At 61.4% G+C, this 17,354-nt stretch carries 14 protein-coding genes; 10 read left to right on the top strand and 4 right to left on the bottom strand.

The features are described 5' to 3' along the window. Positions 1–92: 92 nt before the first annotated feature. From ACSAMW_RS19030 to ACSAMW_RS19050, 5 genes are all read left to right on the top strand, one after another. Positions 93–2,804, top strand: coding sequence for a TonB-dependent receptor (locus ACSAMW_RS19030; RefSeq protein ID WP_500591609.1), 2,712 nt, complete (start codon positions 93–95; stop codon positions 2,802–2,804). Between the two features lie 116 nt (positions 2,805–2,920). Beyond that, the gene (locus tag ACSAMW_RS19035) at positions 2,921–4,795 is read left to right on the top strand and encodes an extracellular solute-binding protein (RefSeq protein ID WP_500594079.1); all 1,875 of its coding nucleotides are present in this window, start codon (positions 2,921–2,923) and stop codon (positions 4,793–4,795) included. Position 4,796: 1 nt separating this feature from the next. Then, positions 4,797–5,861: a microcin C ABC transporter permease YejB gene (locus tag ACSAMW_RS19040; RefSeq protein WP_500591610.1), complete on the top strand. Its 1,065-nt coding sequence runs from the start codon at positions 4,797–4,799 to the stop codon at positions 5,859–5,861. Then, on the top strand, positions 5,862–6,884 hold the full coding sequence (locus ACSAMW_RS19045) for an ABC transporter permease (RefSeq protein ID WP_500591611.1): 1,023 nt from the start codon (positions 5,862–5,864) through the stop codon (positions 6,882–6,884). Then, on the top strand, positions 6,859–8,493 hold the full coding sequence (locus ACSAMW_RS19050; RefSeq protein WP_500591612.1) for an ABC transporter ATP-binding protein: 1,635 nt from the start codon (positions 6,859–6,861) through the stop codon (positions 8,491–8,493). Before ACSAMW_RS19045 ends, ACSAMW_RS19050 begins: the two co-directional genes overlap by 26 nt. A gap of 150 nt (positions 8,494–8,643) precedes the next feature. Here the strand turns inward: ACSAMW_RS19050 and bglX are convergent, their stop codons facing one another. Continuing rightward, positions 8,644–10,932 carry a beta-glucosidase BglX gene (gene bglX, locus ACSAMW_RS19055; RefSeq protein ID WP_500591613.1) on the bottom strand — a complete coding sequence of 763 codons (2,289 nt, stop codon included), beginning with the start codon at positions 10,930–10,932 and terminating at the stop codon, positions 8,644–8,646. A 163-nt stretch (positions 10,933–11,095) separates the two neighbouring features. Here bglX and ACSAMW_RS19060 point away from each other — a divergent pair, with 163 nt between their 5' ends. Next, on the top strand, positions 11,096–12,313 hold the full coding sequence (locus ACSAMW_RS19060) for a class I SAM-dependent methyltransferase (protein ID WP_500591614.1): 1,218 nt from the start codon (positions 11,096–11,098) through the stop codon (positions 12,311–12,313). A 1-nt stretch (position 12,314) separates the two neighbouring features. Here the strand turns inward: ACSAMW_RS19060 and ACSAMW_RS19065 are convergent, their stop codons facing one another. Then, positions 12,315–13,328, bottom strand: coding sequence for a DUF4917 family protein (locus ACSAMW_RS19065; protein ID WP_500591615.1), 1,014 nt, complete (start codon positions 13,326–13,328; stop codon positions 12,315–12,317). A 256-nt stretch (positions 13,329–13,584) separates the two neighbouring features. Here ACSAMW_RS19065 and ACSAMW_RS19070 point away from each other — a divergent pair, with 256 nt between their 5' ends. After that, positions 13,585–14,637, top strand: coding sequence for a glycerophosphodiester phosphodiesterase (locus ACSAMW_RS19070; RefSeq protein ID WP_500594080.1), 1,053 nt, complete (start codon positions 13,585–13,587; stop codon positions 14,635–14,637). Here ACSAMW_RS19070 and ACSAMW_RS19075 read toward each other — a convergent pair. Next, a complete protein-coding gene (locus ACSAMW_RS19075) occupies positions 14,631–14,843 on the bottom strand; it encodes a hypothetical protein (RefSeq protein WP_500591616.1) in 213 nt (70 codons plus the stop codon). The genes ACSAMW_RS19070 and ACSAMW_RS19075 overlap by 7 nt on opposite strands. Before the next feature lie 189 nt (positions 14,844–15,032). Between ACSAMW_RS19075 and ACSAMW_RS19080 the strand changes: the two genes are divergently transcribed. After that, a complete protein-coding gene (locus ACSAMW_RS19080; protein WP_500591617.1) occupies positions 15,033–15,458 on the top strand; it encodes an HPF/RaiA family ribosome-associated protein in 426 nt (141 codons plus the stop codon). A 119-nt stretch (positions 15,459–15,577) separates the two neighbouring features. Here the strand turns inward: ACSAMW_RS19080 and ACSAMW_RS19085 are convergent, their stop codons facing one another. Further along, complete coding sequence (locus tag ACSAMW_RS19085; protein ID WP_500591618.1) at positions 15,578–15,841, bottom strand: hypothetical protein; 264 nt, start codon at positions 15,839–15,841, stop codon at positions 15,578–15,580. 159 nt (positions 15,842–16,000) lie between these two features. Here ACSAMW_RS19085 and ACSAMW_RS19090 point away from each other — a divergent pair, with 159 nt between their 5' ends. Further along, positions 16,001–16,465: an Xre family toxin-antitoxin system antitoxin gene (locus ACSAMW_RS19090; RefSeq protein WP_168082242.1), complete on the top strand. Its 465-nt coding sequence runs from the start codon at positions 16,001–16,003 to the stop codon at positions 16,463–16,465. Then, on the top strand, positions 16,465–16,938 hold the full coding sequence (locus ACSAMW_RS19095; RefSeq protein ID WP_500591619.1) for an RES family NAD+ phosphorylase: 474 nt from the start codon (positions 16,465–16,467) through the stop codon (positions 16,936–16,938). The genes ACSAMW_RS19090 and ACSAMW_RS19095 overlap by 1 nt, the downstream gene beginning before the upstream one ends. The last annotated feature ends 416 nt before the right edge of the window (positions 16,939–17,354 follow it).

The following is a 17,354-nucleotide window of genomic DNA, read 5'->3' on the forward strand; positions in this document are numbered from 1 at the left end:
AAGGAGTTTTCCGGGGCAGGCACAACCCATCCGGAGCACACAGGGCTTACCGCGCCCTTTCAATCAACGCCTGAGAACAATCGGAAGTGACCATGTTGATGAGTTTTCCCGGCTTCACCCTCAAGCCTCTGGTTGCCACCCTGCAGCGACATCGCATGGTGCCTGTGTACATGATGGCCATGGGCATGAGCGGCGCTTATGCCGCTGACAGCACTGAAGAAACCAACAGCGCGCAAGCGGCCGTGATTGCACCGGCGCCGGTGACCACGCAACTGCAAAAGGTGGAAGTGACCGGCTCGGCCATTCGCCGGGTGGACGCTGAGACGGCCGTGCCCATCACTATCCTGCGCACCGCCGACCTGGAAAAGCAGGGTGTGACCACTACCGCCGAGCTGATGCAACGGGTAACTGGCAGCAACTCCATCAATAACTCCGCAGGCTCGGTAGGTTCAGCCACCGGTGGGGCCAGCTTCGCCGACATGCGCGGTATCGGCGCCAACAAGACCCTGGTGCTGCTCAACGGCCGCCGCCTGGCCAACAACGCCATGGCAGGTACCACCTCCCAGGGCGGGGCGGTCGACCTGAACATGATTCCGTTCGCCGCCATCGACCGCGTGGAAGTACTGCGTGATGGCGCTTCGGCACTGTATGGCACAGACGCCATTGGGGGCGTAATCAACTTCATCACCAAAAAGTCCCTGACCGATGGCACCCTGACCCTAGGCGGTGAAACGCCTACCCAGGATGGCGGCGGGGGCAGCAAGGACATCAGCGGCAGTTGGGGCTACGGCGACCTCGAGCAGGACCGTTTCAACGTGATGGGTGTACTCAATTACCGCACCCAGCAGAACCTGGATGCCAATGACCGTGGGTTCGACAGGGACTACGTACCCAACCGTGGCCTGGACAACACCTCAGGCACGTCCTTCCCTAGCAACTACAGCCAGAATGGCTTTGCTTCCAACCCCTTGGGGCCAGCCTGCAGCGGGCCCAACCAGATCGCCAGCGACGGCGTATGCCGCTACAGCACCCGCAACTCGGTGTACCTGCTGCCTCAGACCGAAGCCACGTCGTTCTTCGGCAAGGCGACCGGCAAGTTGGCGGACGACCATAATGTGAGCCTGGATTACTTCTGGTCGCGCAACAACAACGGCGTCAGTGTTGGGCCAGCGCCCCTGACCGGGCTGAGCCTGTCGCCCAGTTCTCCCTACTACCCTGGCAACGGCATCACGCCACTGCCCAACAACTTTGCACTGGACCCTACCCAGCCCGTAGGTGTGAATTGGCGTGAGGCCGCTGCCGGTGACCGCGAGTCCAAGGACCAGAACACCAGCCAGCGCTTCCAGCTGACCTTCGACGGCACGGTGGCTGGCTGGGACTACAACGTAGGTGCTGGTTACAACCAGAACCAGGTCTACAACAAGGTCACCAGTGGTTACGTGAGCGATGCGGCGATGATCGCCGGGCTGGACGCCGGCTTGCTAAACCCCTTCGGGCCGCAGAGTGACGCCGGCCAGGCCTTTATCGATGCCAACACCTACCATGGCACCTACGCCGTTTCTACCGGCCGTGTAGGGGTAGTGGACGGTAAGGTGACCCGGGAAATCGGTGACTGGTTCGGTGCAGGCCCAGTCGGGCTGGCACTGGGCGGGGAATACCGCAAGGAGAAATTCCACGAAACCGTGGACGACTTTGCTGGCGACCTGTCCAGCCTGGGCGTAGACCCCAACAGCTCGGTGGCGGGCGACCGCAGCATCAGCGCCCAGTACGCCGAAATCAACGTGCCGGTGCTGGACACCCTGGAACTGTCGGCGGCCGTGCGCCACGACAAGTACAGCGACTTTGGCAGCAGCACCAACCCTAAGTATTCGTTCCGCTTCCAGCCTTTCAAGGAACTGGTGGTGCGGGGTGCGTACAGCGAAGGGTTCCGCGCACCATCGTTGTATGAGCTGAACAACCCCACCTACACCACTTTCAGCCAGGGCAACTACAACGACCCGCGCCTGTGTACCGGGGGCGTGCTGCAGCCTGGCGGCAACGGCGGCCGCGATTGCAACCAGCAGTTCCTCAACAACACAGGCGGTAACCAGGACCTCAAGCCCGAAACCGCTCGCAACGTGACGGCGGGCTTCGTGTACCAACCCGTGCGCAACCTGTCCATGGGCCTGGACTTCTGGTGGATCAAGATCGCGGGGCAGATCGAAGAGTTTCCCGAGTCCGAAGTGTTTGCCAACCCAGACCTGTACAGCAACCGGATCATCCGTGCAGCGGACGGGTCCATCGACCACATCGTGACGGGCCTGGCCAACCTGGGCAACCTGAAAACCAGTGGCGTGGACGTCAGCCTGAACTACCGCTTCCCAGCTACCCCATTTGGCCAGTTCGGCCTGGACCTGCAAGGCACCTACGTCAGCCGTTATGACTACCAGCAAACCATTGGTGGCAGTTACATCGACCGTGTGGGTGACTTCCAAGGCTACGGCGTAGCCGCTCGCTGGAAACACAACATCACCGGCTCCTGGACCTACGGCGCGGCAAGGGCTTCGATCACCAACCGCTATACCTCTGGCTACAACGACTATGACCGCACCACTAACGACCGTGTCGCGTCTTACATGCTCTGGGACCTGGCCGCTGGCTACACCTTCAGCAAGGTGCTGGACGTGGACCTGGGCGTGAAGAACATTCTTGACCGCGACCCGCCGTTCTCCAACCAGAACTACACCTTCCAGAGTGGCTACGACCCGCGCTACACCGACCCGCTGGGCCGCACCCTGTTTGCCAGGGCGACCTACCACTTCTGAACCACCCGTCACGGGCTGCGCTCCGGCCCGTTCGATGGTTTGCGGATCGCACCCCTGGCCTGGCGCCAGGGGCTTTTTTCGGGCTTCAAGGGTTTGCGTTCGAGGACGTTGTCGTGATGCCACTGTTTGCTGCTGTTGTGCCCCGCCTGCTGCTGGCGGCGGCGCTGTACCTGGTGGTATCGAGCGCCCAAGCGGCGCCCGTGACCGCGATGACCGTCTATGGCGAGCCCCCTAAATACCCCCCTGATTTCCAGCATTTCGATTATGTGAACCCGGTCGCGCCTAAGGGTGGGTCGCTGACCCGTGCGGCCGAAGAGATTTCCGCCTTCACCTACATCATGCCTTCCAGCGACCAGGGCACGGGCGTGGTTCAGGTGGACACGTGGTTGTATTCACCCCTGGCCTACCGCTCCCTGGACGAGCCTTATACAGTCTATGGCCTGGTGGCCGAGAAAATGGAGCACGACCCTGCTGGCCTCTGGGTGCGTTTCTACCTGGACCCCCGTGCGCGCTTCCACGATGGCACACCCATTACCGCCCAGGATGTGGCATACACCTTCAATGCCCTGACGACCCAGGCCAGCCTGAGCTATCGGCTGCTTTATGCAGACGTACAGGCGGTGGTGGTGGAAGGCCCGCGCCAGGTGCGCTTTGACTTCAAAAACAACCTGAACCGAACCCTACCTCTAGACCTTGCCTCCCTGCGGGTGCTGCCTGAGCACTACTGGGCACATGAGAACTTCGCCGGTGGCGGTGGCTTCAAGCCGCCGCTGGGCAGTGGGCCCTACCGCATCGGCAAGGTGGACCCAGGCCGCAGCATCACCTTCGAACGCGTCAAGGACTGGTGGGCCAAGGACCTGCCCGTCAGCCGCGGCCTTTATAACTTCGATACCTTGACCATAAATTTCTACGGTGACACCGAAGTGGCCCGCCAACTGTTGCAGGCCCAGGCATTCGATTACAACCGCGAGTTTTCCTCCAGCGGGTATGTGGTGGGCTACAACAGCCCGGCCTTGGCAGACGGCCGCCTGCAACGGGCCATCCTGGCCAAGCCCAGGCCAGTGGCGGCGCAAGGGTTTGTGTTCAACCTGCAGCGGCCCGTGTTCCAGGACCGCCGGGTGCGCCAGGCGCTGACGCTGCTATGGGATTTCGACTGGGCCAACCAGCACATGATGCGCGGGTTCTACCGGCGCCAGAGCAGTTACTTCCCCAAAAGCGACATGGCCGCCACGCAGCTGCCGGACGCTGAGGAACTGGCCATTCTCGAACCTTTGCGGGGCCAGGTGCCAGATGAGGTATTCAACCAGGTGTACCAGTCACCCACCACGGACGGCAGCGGTTACATCCGCGACAAGCAGCTCAAAGCCCTTGCGCTACTGGCTGAAGCCGGGTGGCATCCGGACCATAACCGGCTGGTGAATGCGGCGGGTGAGCAACTGAAGTTCACTTTCCTGGACGGGCAGGGGGGCTTTGATCGCCTGGTGCTGCCCATGAAGCGAACACTGGCGCAGATTGGTATCGATCTGGAAATGCGCCGAATCGACGGTGGCCAATACAACAACCTGATGAACGCTCGGGACTACGACATGATTGTCGTGACCTTCCCGCGCAGTGGTGATCCGCTTATTTCGCCTGGCCGCGAGCTGTACAACCTCTACGGATCAGCCAGCGCCAACCAGCCCGGCAGCTCCAACTTCATGGTGCTGAAGAACCCCGCTATAGATGCGCTGATCGACGGCCTGGTGCAGGCCGATACACGCAGCAGCATGGTGCACCATGCCCGGGCGCTGGACCGGGTGTTGCAATGGGGCTACTACGCCATTCAGAACTATTACAGCGAAGGCACACCGACGGTGTACCTCAACCGCTTCGGCATGCCCAAGCAGCCCCCCAGCTACGACGTGGGCCTGGACACCTGGTGGCAGGTCAGCGCTACCGCTCTCACCAACGCGCAGATGAGCGCACTGCTGTCCCACCCGGAGGGCTCCTGAGATGCCGCGTTACATTCTCCGTCGCCTGTTGCTCATCATTCCCACGTTGTTGTGCATTCTGGTCGTGAATTTCGTGATCGTTCAGGCAGCACCAGGTGGGCCGGTGGACCAGGCCATTGCCCGCCTGCAAGGGGCCGGCAAGCAAGGCGTCGGTGGCGGCGGTGGCGAGATGGCCGGTGGTAGCGGTAGCCGCGCCAGCCAAGGCCTGGACCCAGCCTTGATCGAGGAAATCAAGCGGCATTACGGGTTCGACAAGCCCATGCACGAGCGCCTGTGGCTGATGCTTACGCATTATGCCCAGCTGGATTTCGGCAACAGCTTTTTCAGGGGCGCGCCGGTGACCGAGCTGATTGCGCAAAAGCTGCCCACTACCTTGTCGCTAGGGCTATGGGCCACGCTGATCACTTACCTGGTGTCCATTCCCCTGGGCATTCGCAAGGCGGTACTGCATGGCACCCGCTTCGATGTTTGGACCAGCACGGCAATCATTATTGGCTATGCGATGCCTGCGTTCCTGTTCGCCATTCTGCTGATTGTGGTGTTTGCCGGGGGCAGTTACCTCAGTTGGTTCCCGGTGCAGGGGTTGGTGTCCGAGGGCTTCGAGCAGCTGTCATTGGCCGGCAAGGTGGTCGACTATGCCTGGCACCTGGTGCTCCCGGTGAGCGCCTTGGTGATTGGCGGGTTTGCCACCCTCACCATCATGACCAAAAACAGCTTCCTTAACGAAATCAGCCGCCAGTACGTGACCACGGCGCGGGCCAAGGGCCTGACGGAGCAGCGGCTGCTGTATGGTCATGTGTTTCGCAATGCCATGCTGCTGGTGCTGGCAGGCATTCCCCAGGCCCTGATCGATGTGTTCTTCGCAGGCTCGCTGCTGATCGAAACGCTTTTCAACCTTGATGGCATAGGCCGCATGAGCTACGACGCGGCGGTCTCCCGGGACTACCCGGTGGTGTTCGGCACCCTGTTCCTGTTCACCTTGTTCGGCCTGTTGATCAAGCTGGTAGGGGACATTTGCTACACGCTGGTGGACCCCCGGATCGATTTTTCCAAGAGGGCTGCCTGAATGTTCACACTGTCGCCTCTGGGCAGGCGCCGCCTGCAAGCGTTCAAGGCGAATCGCCGTGGCTGGTGGTCCCTGTGGCTGTTCGTGGGCGTGCTTGCCCTGTGCCTATGCGCAGACTGGATCGCCAATGACAAGCCGTTACTGGTGAGCGTCAATGGCCAATGGTATTTCCCCATCCTCAAGGCTTATCAGGAAACCGATTTTGGTGGTGAGCTGCCCTTCGAGCCGGACTACACCAGCCAGTACGTGCGAGACCTGATTGCCAGCAGGCAGGGGTGGATGCTGTTCCCACCCATTCCTTATGGCCCCGAGTCTGTGAACTGGGACCTGACCGCCCCGTCACCCAGCCCGCCCACCGCTCAGAACTGGCTCGGTACCGATGCGCAGGCCCGTGACGTACTGGCCCGGGCCCTGTACGGCGCGCGGGTGTCCATTGCCTTTGCCTTGTTGCTGACCTTGATCAGCACCTTGATCGGCGTGTTCGCCGGGGCCATGCAGGGCTACTACGGGGGGCTGACAGACCTGATCGGCCAGCGCTTGCAGGAGATCTGGTCAGGCCTGCCAGTACTGTACCTGCTGATCATTCTCTCAGGGTTCGTGGCACCCAGTTTCTGGTGGCTGCTAGGGACCATGGCGCTGTTTTCGTGGCTAGGGCTGGTGGATGTGGTGCGGGCCGAGTTCTTGCGCGGGCGCAACCTGGAGTACGTGAAGGCGGCCCGGGCCTTGGGCCTGACCGACAGCGCACTGATGCTAAGGCACATCCTGCCAAATGCCATGACCAGCACCTTGACCTACCTGCCGTTCATTGTGACCGGCGCCATTTCCACCCTCACGGCCCTGGATTTTCTCGGCTTTGGCATGCCCGCTGGCACGGCCTCGCTCGGGGAACTGGTGGGTGAGGCCAAACAGAACCTTCAGGCGCCCTGGCTCGGGCTGACGGCGTTCTGTGTGCTGGCCCTGATTCTGTCACTGCTGGTATTTATTGGAGAGGCATGCCGTGACGCATTTGACCCAAGGCACTGAGGCTTCCCTTCCCTTGGTGGCCATTCGTGACCTGCACGTTGCCTTTGGGGACCGTAGCGTGGTGCATGGGGTAAGCCTGACCATCAACCGGGGTGAGTGTGTGGCACTGGTGGGGGAATCCGGTTCGGGCAAGTCCGTCACCGCGCACTCAATCCTGCGGCTGCTGCCAGGGGCCAATGTACGCACGCACGGGCAGATCCTGTTCGACGGGCAGGACCTGGTCAGCGCCAGCCCCAGCCACTTGCGTACCTTGCGCGGCAACCGGGTGGCTATGATTTTCCAGGAACCCATGACATCCCTTAACCCGCTGCACACGGTGGAAAAACAGATCGGGGAGGTGCTGGCCCTGCACAAGGGGCTTGGCCGCCAGGCCGCTCGAGCCAGGGTGCTGGAATTGCTTGAGCTGGTAGGGGTGCGCGACCCCGTCCAACGGTTGAAGGCCTACCCGCACCAGTTGTCTGGCGGGCAACGCCAGCGTGTCATGATTGCCATGGCACTGGCCAACGAGCCTGACCTGTTGATTGCCGACGAACCCACCACCGCGTTGGACGTGACTGTGCAGCAGCAGATACTGGAACTGCTGCGCAGCCTGCAGGCACGCCTGGGCATGGCCTTGCTGCTGATCAGCCATGATCTCAACCTGGTGAAGCAGATTGCCCAGCGGGTGTACGTCATGCGCCAGGGCAACATTGTGGAGGAGGGCGATACCGGGCAGCTGTTTGCCAACCCTCAGCACCTGTACAGCCGGTTGTTGATCGAGGCTGAGCCCAACGGGCAACCGGTGCCGGTCACGTTTGAGCACCCTGTGCTGACGGTGGACGAGTTGCGTGTATGGTTTCCCTTGCCTACGCCGCTGTTCAGCCGCCGCCGTGAGTACATCAAGGCGGTGGATGGGGTGAGTTTTGACTTGCTTAAAGGCAGAACGCTGGGGATTGTGGGTGAGTCCGGGTCGGGAAAGTCCACCTTGGGCCAGGCCATTTTGCGCCTGGTGGATTGCGAAGGCAGCGTACGCTTTGGCACGGTGCAAATGACCCTGCAGCCCCCTCAGGCCATGCGCCGCTTGCGCCAGCACATGCAGGTGGTGTTTCAAGACCCCTTCGGCAGCCTCAGCCCGCGCTTGTCTGTGGAGCAGATCATTGCCGAGGGGTTGTTGACCCATAACATTGGAACGGCTGCTGAACGCGAGGCCGCGGTGATCCGCGTGCTGGGGGAGGTGGGCCTTGACCCTGAAAGCCGGCACCGTTACCCCCATGAGTTTTCCGGCGGCCAGCGCCAGCGCATCGCTATTGCGCGGGCACTGGTGCTGGAGCCGAGCCTGATACTGCTGGACGAGCCCACGTCCGCCCTGGACCGCACTGTGCAGAAGCAGGTGGTGGAGCTGTTGCGTTCACTTCAGCAGCGGCGTGGCCTGACGTACCTGTTCATCAGCCACGACCTGGCTGTGGTGCGCGCGCTGGCCCATGATGTGCTGGTGATACACAACGGCCGGGTCGTAGAACAGGGCCCGGCGCAACAGGTATTCACCGCGCCCGAACACCCCTACACTCAGGCTCTGATCGCGGCTTCAGGGCTTCATGGGCCGCATTGTCCAAGCCAGGCACCTTATTAAGCCCCTGTTCGCAGGCTGCGCCAGCTCCCACAAGGGGTATGCCATGCGCTGTCTGTTGGACCGGGCGTAGCCCGGGAAGTTGTCCGCCGGTTCGCAGGCTGCGCCAGCTCCCACACCGGTTAGACCGGGCGCAGCCCGGGAATGAACTGACTAGAGCAGCTCGAACCGCGCCTGTTTCACGTCCTGGGAGTCCAGGCCGATCTGCACGTCGAAATCTCCCGCTTCGGCCGCGTACTGAAGCTGGGTGTTATAGAACTTCAGGTCCTCCTCAGTGAGGTTGAACGTCACTTCCTTGCGCTCACCTGCCTTGAGGAATACTTTCTCGAAGTTCTTCAGCTCCTTGATCGGCCGTGCCATGGACGCTGCCACGTCATGCAAGTACAGCTGCACCACAGTTTCCCCGTCACGTTTGCCGGTATTACGCACGGTCACACTGGCCTTGAGGGTATCGCCCCGCTTGAGCCGGGCACTGGACAGGTGAACGTCCGACACGTCAAAAGTGGTGTAGCTCAGGCCATAGCCGAAGGGGAACAGCGGGGTGGTGTCCTCATCGAAATACTGGGAGGTATAGTTGCCCGCCTTGCCTGGGGTGAACGGGCGACCAATGGTCAGGTGGCTGTAGTACATGGGCACCTGCCCCACGGAGCGTGGGAAGGTCACCGGCAGCTTGCCCGAAGGGTTGTAGTCACCGAACAGGACGTCGGCGATGGCATGGCCGCCTTCAGTACCGGTGAACCAGGTTTCCAGCAGGGCATCGGCCTGCTCCGTTTCCCGTACCAGCGACAGCGGCCGGCCGTTCATCAGCACTATCACAAGGGGTTTGCCCGTGGCCCGCAAGGCGGTCAGCAAGGCACGCTGGGGCGCTGGGATGTCCAGCGTGGTACGGCTGGCCGACTCATGGGACATGCCACGTGACTCACCTACCGCCGCCACGATCACATCGGCACTTGCCGCGGCTTTCAGGGCTTCGTCGATCATGGCCTGGGGCGTACGCGGGTCCACTTCCACTTCGGTGCGGTCGAAAATGATCCGGTTGAGGAAGGCGAGGCTGTTGCGGTCATTGGTCACGTTGGCGCCCTTGGCATACAGCACCTGCGCCTGGTTGCCGACCGCGTCGCGCAGCCCGCGCAGCAACGTGATGGACTGGGTAGGCTGGCCGGCGGCCGACCAACTGCCCATCATGTCGATAGGGGCATCGCCCAGGGGGCCCACCAGCGCGATGGTGCCGGCCTTCTTCAGCGGCAGCGTGTCTTTGGCATTCTTGAGCAGCACCATGGAACGCCGGGCCACGGCCCTGGCATCCTGACGGTGCAGCCGGCTCTCGGCATTGACGTCCTGCGGGTCGTCTACGGCCTTGCCCAGGCGGCGGTAAGGGTCGGCAAACAGCCCCAGGTCGTACTTGGTAGACAGCACTTCACGCACGGCGCTGTCGATCTGCGCTTCGGGTACTTCGCCGGCCTTTACCAACCCAGGCAACTCCTTGCCGTACACCATGTCGTTCATGCTCAGGTCGATACCCGCACGGATCGCCAGCTTGGCCGCTTCACGGCCATCCCGAGCTACGCCATGCTTGACCAGTTCCAGGATCGCCCCGTGGTCGCTCACGGTCAGGCCTTTGAAACCCCAGTCCCGGCGCAGCAGGTCCTGCATCAGCCAGGTGTTGGACGTGGCCGGCACTCCGTTGATGGAGTTGAGTGCAACCATCACGCCACCGGCCCCTGCGTCCAGCGCGGCACGGTAGGGGGGTAGGTAGTCCTGGTACATGCGGGTAGGGCTCATGTCCACGGTGTTGTAGTCCCGGCCACCCTCTACGCCGCCGTACAGCGCAAAGTGTTTCACGGCGGCCATGATGCTGTCGGGTGCGCTCACGTCCTTGCCTTGGTAGCCCTGCACCATCACCTTGGCAATGCGCGACACCAGGTAGGTATCCTCGCCAAACCCTTCACTGCTGCGGCCCCAGCGGGGGTCGCGGGAAATGTCCACCATGGGGCCGAAGGTCATGTCCAGGCTGTCGGCGGCGGCTTCTCGGGCGGCCGTGCGTGCGCTCACGGCAATGGCGTCCATGTCCCAGCTGGAGGCCAGGCCCAGGCCAATGGGGAAAATGGTGCGCTGGCCGTGGATCACGTCATAGGCAAAGAACATGGGGATCTTCAGCCGGCTGTTCATGGCCGCGTCCTGCATGGGACGGTTTTCCGGGCGGGTAACTGAGTTGAAGGTGCCACCGATACGCCCGGCGGCGATTTCCTTGCGTATCTGCTCGTGGGTCATGTCTGGCCCGATGCTGATCAGCCGCAGTTGGCCGATCTTTTCATCCAGTGTCATGCGCGACAGCAGGTCGCTGATGAACGCCTCCTTGGTCGGTGCCGGGGCAGTGCCTTCGGCCAAGGTATAAGGGCAAGCGAGGGCAGCAGCCATGCCGAGCAGATACAGCTTCTTCATGAAAATCATTCCTGGCGGGCTAACAGGCTCAATGGGCCTATAACTTTATTTACGAACTGTTGTAACCCAATTAGGGACAGGTGATCCAGTCGGCGCGTGTTTTTCCGCTTTTAGCGCGCCTGCCTTAGAATGGCGACCCGCTGCCTTTTTCGAGATTCACTTGATGCCTGTTGCGCCTGCTTCCGCCTTGTCCACCGATGACCCCCGTGCCGTGTTCCTGGACCTGCTGCAAGGGGCACTTGCCGCCGGGCGCTGGGTGAAACTGGTGCTGGCCCGGCCGGTGGGGGCGGAGCCTGAGCTGGAGCGCATCACGGTCAAGCCGCTCACTGTAAAAGGTGAGCCGCGCCTGGGGTTCGTGCTGCGCTATCGCACCCGTGACATTACCCGGCACTATGGCCTGGACGAAGGCCTGGCCGAGATCGCCAACGCCTTGCCCGCGCCGTTTCGCAACGCCCACCTGCATGCCACGGATGAAACCGTGCAGTTGGAATTCGGCAAGAAGGGCAAGGCGCGGTTGCACCGTACACGAGCGCAACAGGTGCAAGCAGCAGCCCCGGCCGAGCACGACCGCGCCAAGCAGCGCTGGCTGGACCTGGACCGCCCGTTCCTCGCCGCCTTGGGCGTGACCGACCACAAGGGCACGCTGGTGCCTGCCATGTCGCGCAAGTGGAAGCAGATCAACAAGTTCATCGAAGTGTTTGCCCACGCCTTCAACCAGGCGGGTTTGCCAGAAAGCGCCCCCGTGCAGGTGGCTGACTTCGGCTCGGGCAAGGGTTACCTCACCTTCGCCATCCACGATTACCTGCGCCACGGCCTGGGCCGGGACGCACGGGTCACGGGTGTGGAGTTGCGTGAAGACATGGTGACCCTGTGCAACCAGGCGGCGGCCGAGCTGGACCACCCAGGCCTGCAGTTCGAACTGGGGGACGTGCGCACGGTGGTCCCGGCACGCATTGATGTGATGATCGCCCTGCATGCCTGCGATGTGGCCACGGACTACGCCCTTCACACCGGCATTCGTAGCCAGGCGGCGATCATCATGTGCTCGCCCTGCTGCCACAAGCAGCTGCGCCCTCAGATGACCAGCCCCGAGCCCCTGGGCCCTATGCTGCAGTTCGGCCTGCACATGGGCCAGCAGGCCGAAATGCTCACCGACAGCCTGCGGGCGCTGTACCTGGAAGCCTGCGGGTATGAAACGAAGGTATTCGAGTTTGTATCTCTGGAGCACACCAGCAAGAACAAGATGATTCTGGCAGTCAAGCGTGCGAGGCCCATCGATGTGAGCGCTCGGCTGGCCCGTATCGAGGCGCTGAAAGCGTTCTATGGCATACAGGAGCACTGCCTGGAAACGCTGCTCCAGGCAGACCACCTGCTGGCGTGAGTCAGCGCCTTGGCCGGGCCTTTTCCTGAGGAATCATCAGGGCTGGGGCCCCTAACGGGTGGCTGGTGGCGTCGAAGAACTCCAAGGTCACCCGATCGCCCAGCAGCGCGTGGTAGTGCTTTTTCTGGCTGAGCACCCAAGGGTCGCTCAACGGGAAAATCGACACCGCCATGGCGTCAATGGGAGCCTGGCGCAGGGCCGCCAGCACATGGGCATCCTGGGTGTTCAACTGGTGGCCAAACACGCACAGCGGGCCTCGATGCACGGCCAGTGCCCCAAGGTTACGAGTAAGGTAGTCCGACCCCCGAATGCTTCGCAGCTTGTCGGCACCTGTGCCCTCGTTGACGAACAGCGGCACCTCCCCCGGTGTATTGATGGCAAACCCGTCCAGCAATTCGCTGCCCACGGCCAGGCGGCGGCGGGTGGCGCCGTCGCGGTCTTTGAGCAGGTGCAGCCCGCCATGCAGGTAATGCAGGCGATGGTCACCTGCAGGCGGCCGGCTGGCATCAAAGCTGGCATCCTCGTCCAGGCCATCATCGAAGCCTTCCGGCGCTTCTGCTACGGCCCAGTGGCACAGCAGGTCATAGTTACCTGAATAGATCGCTTGGTAGTCCCGCAGGGCGGTGTTGAGTGCCAGGCGCGTAGCAGCAGGGAGCAGCCGCCAGGGCAGGTGAACACTGCGCATGGCGTGGATCAGCGCTTCCTTGATGGCGTAGTAGCGGTTCAGAGGGCCGGAGGCGCCAATGGCCAGCGCTGCGTTCACGCGCGTGGTGGTATTGAGTGATCCCAGTACCTGTTCGAAGCTCTCGCTGCCCAATGCCTTGAACAGCGCCAGGTCGGTCTGGCCCAGCGGGCGGTTGCGCACCTTTTGCGCCAGCTCGAACAGCGAGTCATAGGCAAAGCCCCGCCACAGGGCACGGCTGGCGCCATTGCCCAGCAACAGGCCGGTGCAATGGCCAGCCAGGCGCGTGTCTTTCCAGGCGGGGAGGGTGGTGTCGAAGGTGTGTAATTCCATAGTGCAGCAATTCGGTGACTTAGGCTGGCGCGACTGTAGCACGTTGCCGCTGTGGCTCGCGGGTTTGCGCCTTCCGCCCGTATGGAAGGTGCCCGTATGGAAGGTGAGTGTCGCGAGTGTCATCTTGAAACAGCACCCGCTGCGCTATGCTCGAAGGCTGGCGCAAAGCGCCTTCCATTGTTAAACCCGAAAAAGGGGAATGCGTGTGAAGCAGGTCAAAACATTCCAGTTGGGTGCCGCGCTGTTGTGCCTGGCCATGACAGCAGCGCCCGTGTTCGCTGCTGCGCCCTCGCCAGAGGCTTTGGCAAAGAAGGCCGGCTTTGCCTGGCCTGCAGTGATCGCTCACCGGGGCGCCAGCTACGATGCGCCCGAGTCTACTCGCCCCGCCTATATAGCCGCCCGCGACCTGGGTGCGGACTACCTGGAAATGGACCTGCAACGCACCCGCGACGGGCAGCTGGTAGCCTTTCATGACGACACACTGCTGCGTACCACAGACGTGGCCACCCGTTTTCCGGACCGCCGCGACAAGCCTATAAGCGCGTTCCCCCTGGCTGAACTGCGTGAGCTGGATGCCGGCAGCTGGTTCAACACGGCCTACCCAGACCGTGCACGCCCCGCCTTCCAGGGCGCCAAGGTGTTGACCCTGGATGAGATCATCGACATTGCCGATGCCGACCCTGAGAACCGTACCGGGCTGTACATCGAAACCAAGGTGCCCAGCCTCTACCCCGGCATCGAAGCGGACCTGAAGGCCAAGCTGATCTCCCGCGGCTGGCTGACCCCTTCTGGCGAGGTTGCCGCTGGCCACCACGTGGTGCTGCAAACCTTCGAAAAGGCCAGCCTGGAACTGCTGGCCAAGGAAATGCCCAAGGTGCCCAAAGTGCTGTTGCTGTGGGTGGGCGAGGGCAGCATCGAGCCGGAGTCCAAAGTGGCCTTCGCAGACTCGGGTATCAAGGACAAGGCGGCGTACTACGCCAGCCAACGCCCTGCCAGCAAGGAAGCCTTCGCCAGCTGGGTCGATTTTGCTAAAGCGCAAGGTGCGGTGGGCACTGGCCCTTCAGCGGCGCTGACCAAAGGGGGCGATCAAAGCTACATGGACCTGGTGCAGCCCTGGATGAACAAGCTTACCCATGCCAAGGGCCTGCTGGTGCACGTGTACACCGTGGATGACCCAGTGGACTTCGACAAGGTCAAGAAGGCCGGCGTAGACGGCATATTCACCAACCGTGCGGCCGAACTGCTGAAGTTCGACGGGCGCCCTTCGAAGCGCTCCGTGCAGGCTATTCTCGACGACGAAGGCTATTGACCGGAAATGCCGTGCAGGTCGGCGATCCAGCGCCCGATCGGCTCGGCATTGCGCTCCAGCGTATCCAGCGCATCTCGCACGCTGCCCGCCGTGGCAGCGTCAAACCCCCGCACCTCCACCCACAGCGCCAATTCTTCAATGGCCGCTGCCAGGGCTACCTGGTTTTCGTAGATCTTCTCTAACGCGTGGTGCAGTGAGTCGGGCATGGTTGTCACTCCTTGTGGCGTGAAGTAGTGACCCTTGGGCCACACGTTGGTGCCCGCCGCTTGCTTTGGGCAGGAAGTGGCCATAGGCCTGCTTACATGAAAAAGCCTTCAAACAATCTCAGGGAACCGATCCCACCCCTCTGCACCTCTAAGGAAAACAAGCCTTTGCAATAATAGTGGAGAGCAACCATGCAGGTACAAGTCAACAGCAACCAGGTCACCGCCGGCGTAGGTTTGCACGACTGGGTAGGTAGCGCCGTGGAAGACGCCCTGGAGCGGTTCGATGACTTGCTGACCCGGGTGGAAGTCCATGTCAGTGATGAAAACGCCGACAAATCCGGCGCCCAAGACAAGCGCTGCCAGATCGAAGCCCGGCCCAAAGGCCATACGCCTGTGTCCGTTACCCACAAGGCAGAATCTCTGGACCAGGCCGTGCAAGGCGCTGCTGAGAAAATGTCCCATGCCCTGGAGCACCTGATGGGCCGCCTGGATGAGCCTGTGGTTTCCACCGGCCACCTGACCGCACCGCCAGTGCTGGAAGACTCGGAAGCAGAAGTGGATGCAATGCTGGAGGATGACTTCCTGGCCCGGCGTGAGGCGCTGGGTAAAGAATAAACAAGGGGAAGGGGCCTGGCTGCTGAGGTGGCTGGGCCTTGGCCTGACACGCTTTATTGCCTTTCTCTACCCCTTGCCAGCATCGGGTTGCCCCAGACCTCGCGCGCTAACCAGCGCCTTTAGCAACAGTCGTGTGCATTGCCAACTCGAAATAGGGCTTCGACATCGGCGTCAGCTATTTGGAAAGCCTGATAGTCGAATGATTGCCCATCATTCATACCTCTAGCGAATCCAATACGGGGCAGCTTCATGGCTTCCTCAGAAGGCGCCAGCCCTGAAGTCGGTTTACTGATTTTGGCGGTGTCAATGACCGTACCCGCTGCCATGTCTTCTGACATTCGCGACAAGTCTTCTTCGTTGGCACGTGTATGGCAGGTCTGCATGGTTCCTTCTCCCCTGTGCATGGCCCAAGTGTCTATGCGGCGATTGTAGCCGAGCACAATGTATTACCTGCGACATTGCCCGTGGAAGCAGGATGACCGCAAGCCAAAAGCGGTTTACACTCATTTGACGAAATATCAGCATCAAATGACGGAGGCTGCATGGGCGTCTCAATCACTGAAAAGCGCCGAGAAGCATTGCGTAGCGACGGGGAGAAGGCATTCTGGGCTTTCGCTAGTCGCCAGCATGCGCTCAGGGAATCTGAGCGGTTGGTTCATATTAAGAAAGGTTTTTCGGTACAACTTTTCCAAGCGATGCGGCTAACCTTCAACCTGCAACAAGAGGTTGTAGCCGTTCTCTTCAATGGTTCGACCTCTACCTTTGAGCGTCGAATTCGTGAAGATCAAGCGCTTGATACCGTAGCTTCCGAGCGCCTGGACCGCATAGCATCGGTGTCCAACCTCGCACACGAGGTGTTTGAAGACCAGGATGCCGCTGCAAGGTGGATGTCGGTGCCTAATAAAGCCCTCGGGAATGTTGCGCCTATCCTGCTGTGTGAAACCGAGATCGGCGCAAAGCAGGTACGTCGGGTGTTGCATGCGCTGGAGTGGGGCGGGGCGGCCTAATGCGGGCATGGCGAATAGCGAAAGAGAAACGTGCGACAGACCTTTCGGGCAAAGGCGCTGCTATTGAAGGCGGTCGGTGGAATGATCAGGATGTGCCTGCGGTGTACATGGGCATGACCCCAGCTATCTGCTGCCTGGAGACCTTCGTTCACGCAACCGGCCAGCCGACGTTCCCACTCAAGATCACGTGTTTCGAACTGCCCTCAGACCCTTCACTGTACAGGACACTAAGCGCCGCTGATTTGCCCGAAGGGTGGGCAAGCCTGCCAGCCGACCGGCCCAGCATGGACCTTGGCACTGCGTGGCTGAAATCCAATACGCATCTGGGGCTGATCGTTCCGTCTGCCATCATGCCGCTGGAGTTGAACGTCGTCGTCAACCCCAATCATCCCCAAGCGAGCCAGATTAAAGTCGTTGAAATGTACGACTTTATGTATGACCCGCGGATGTTTGAGGTGGGTAGGGGGTTGTGATTTCCCTGGATGCTTTTAGGCTAGGGCTGAGCAGTCTGCTGCTTGTGGAAATGGGCAGGCCCAGCAGGTGTTTGGCCACTAGGCCATGCATTTCCTGACGCCGCTTAAGACTGTGAAAAGCCCGCCGCTGTCGAGAACGTGAGGGGCACTCTCTGAAAACCAAGCTGGAGACGATCTTTGTGCGTGAATCGCTTGAGTAAATACGGGCGTTGGTGGAGCAACTGCGCGGCCAATACGTCCATGGGATCAAAGGGCCTGCGGATTACAAGCGAGCTACCCTGCTGCTGGATGAGCTTACCGATGGGCACATACTTAGCCGGTATGAAGAGCAGATCTTGATTGAGGTGGAGAAGGCCATTCTGGGTTATGAGCAGGGCGAACGCTTCACCAATGCTGTTTACGGTAGCCTTTGTAGG

The organism is Pseudomonas sp. AB39(2026), assembly GCF_059831485.1.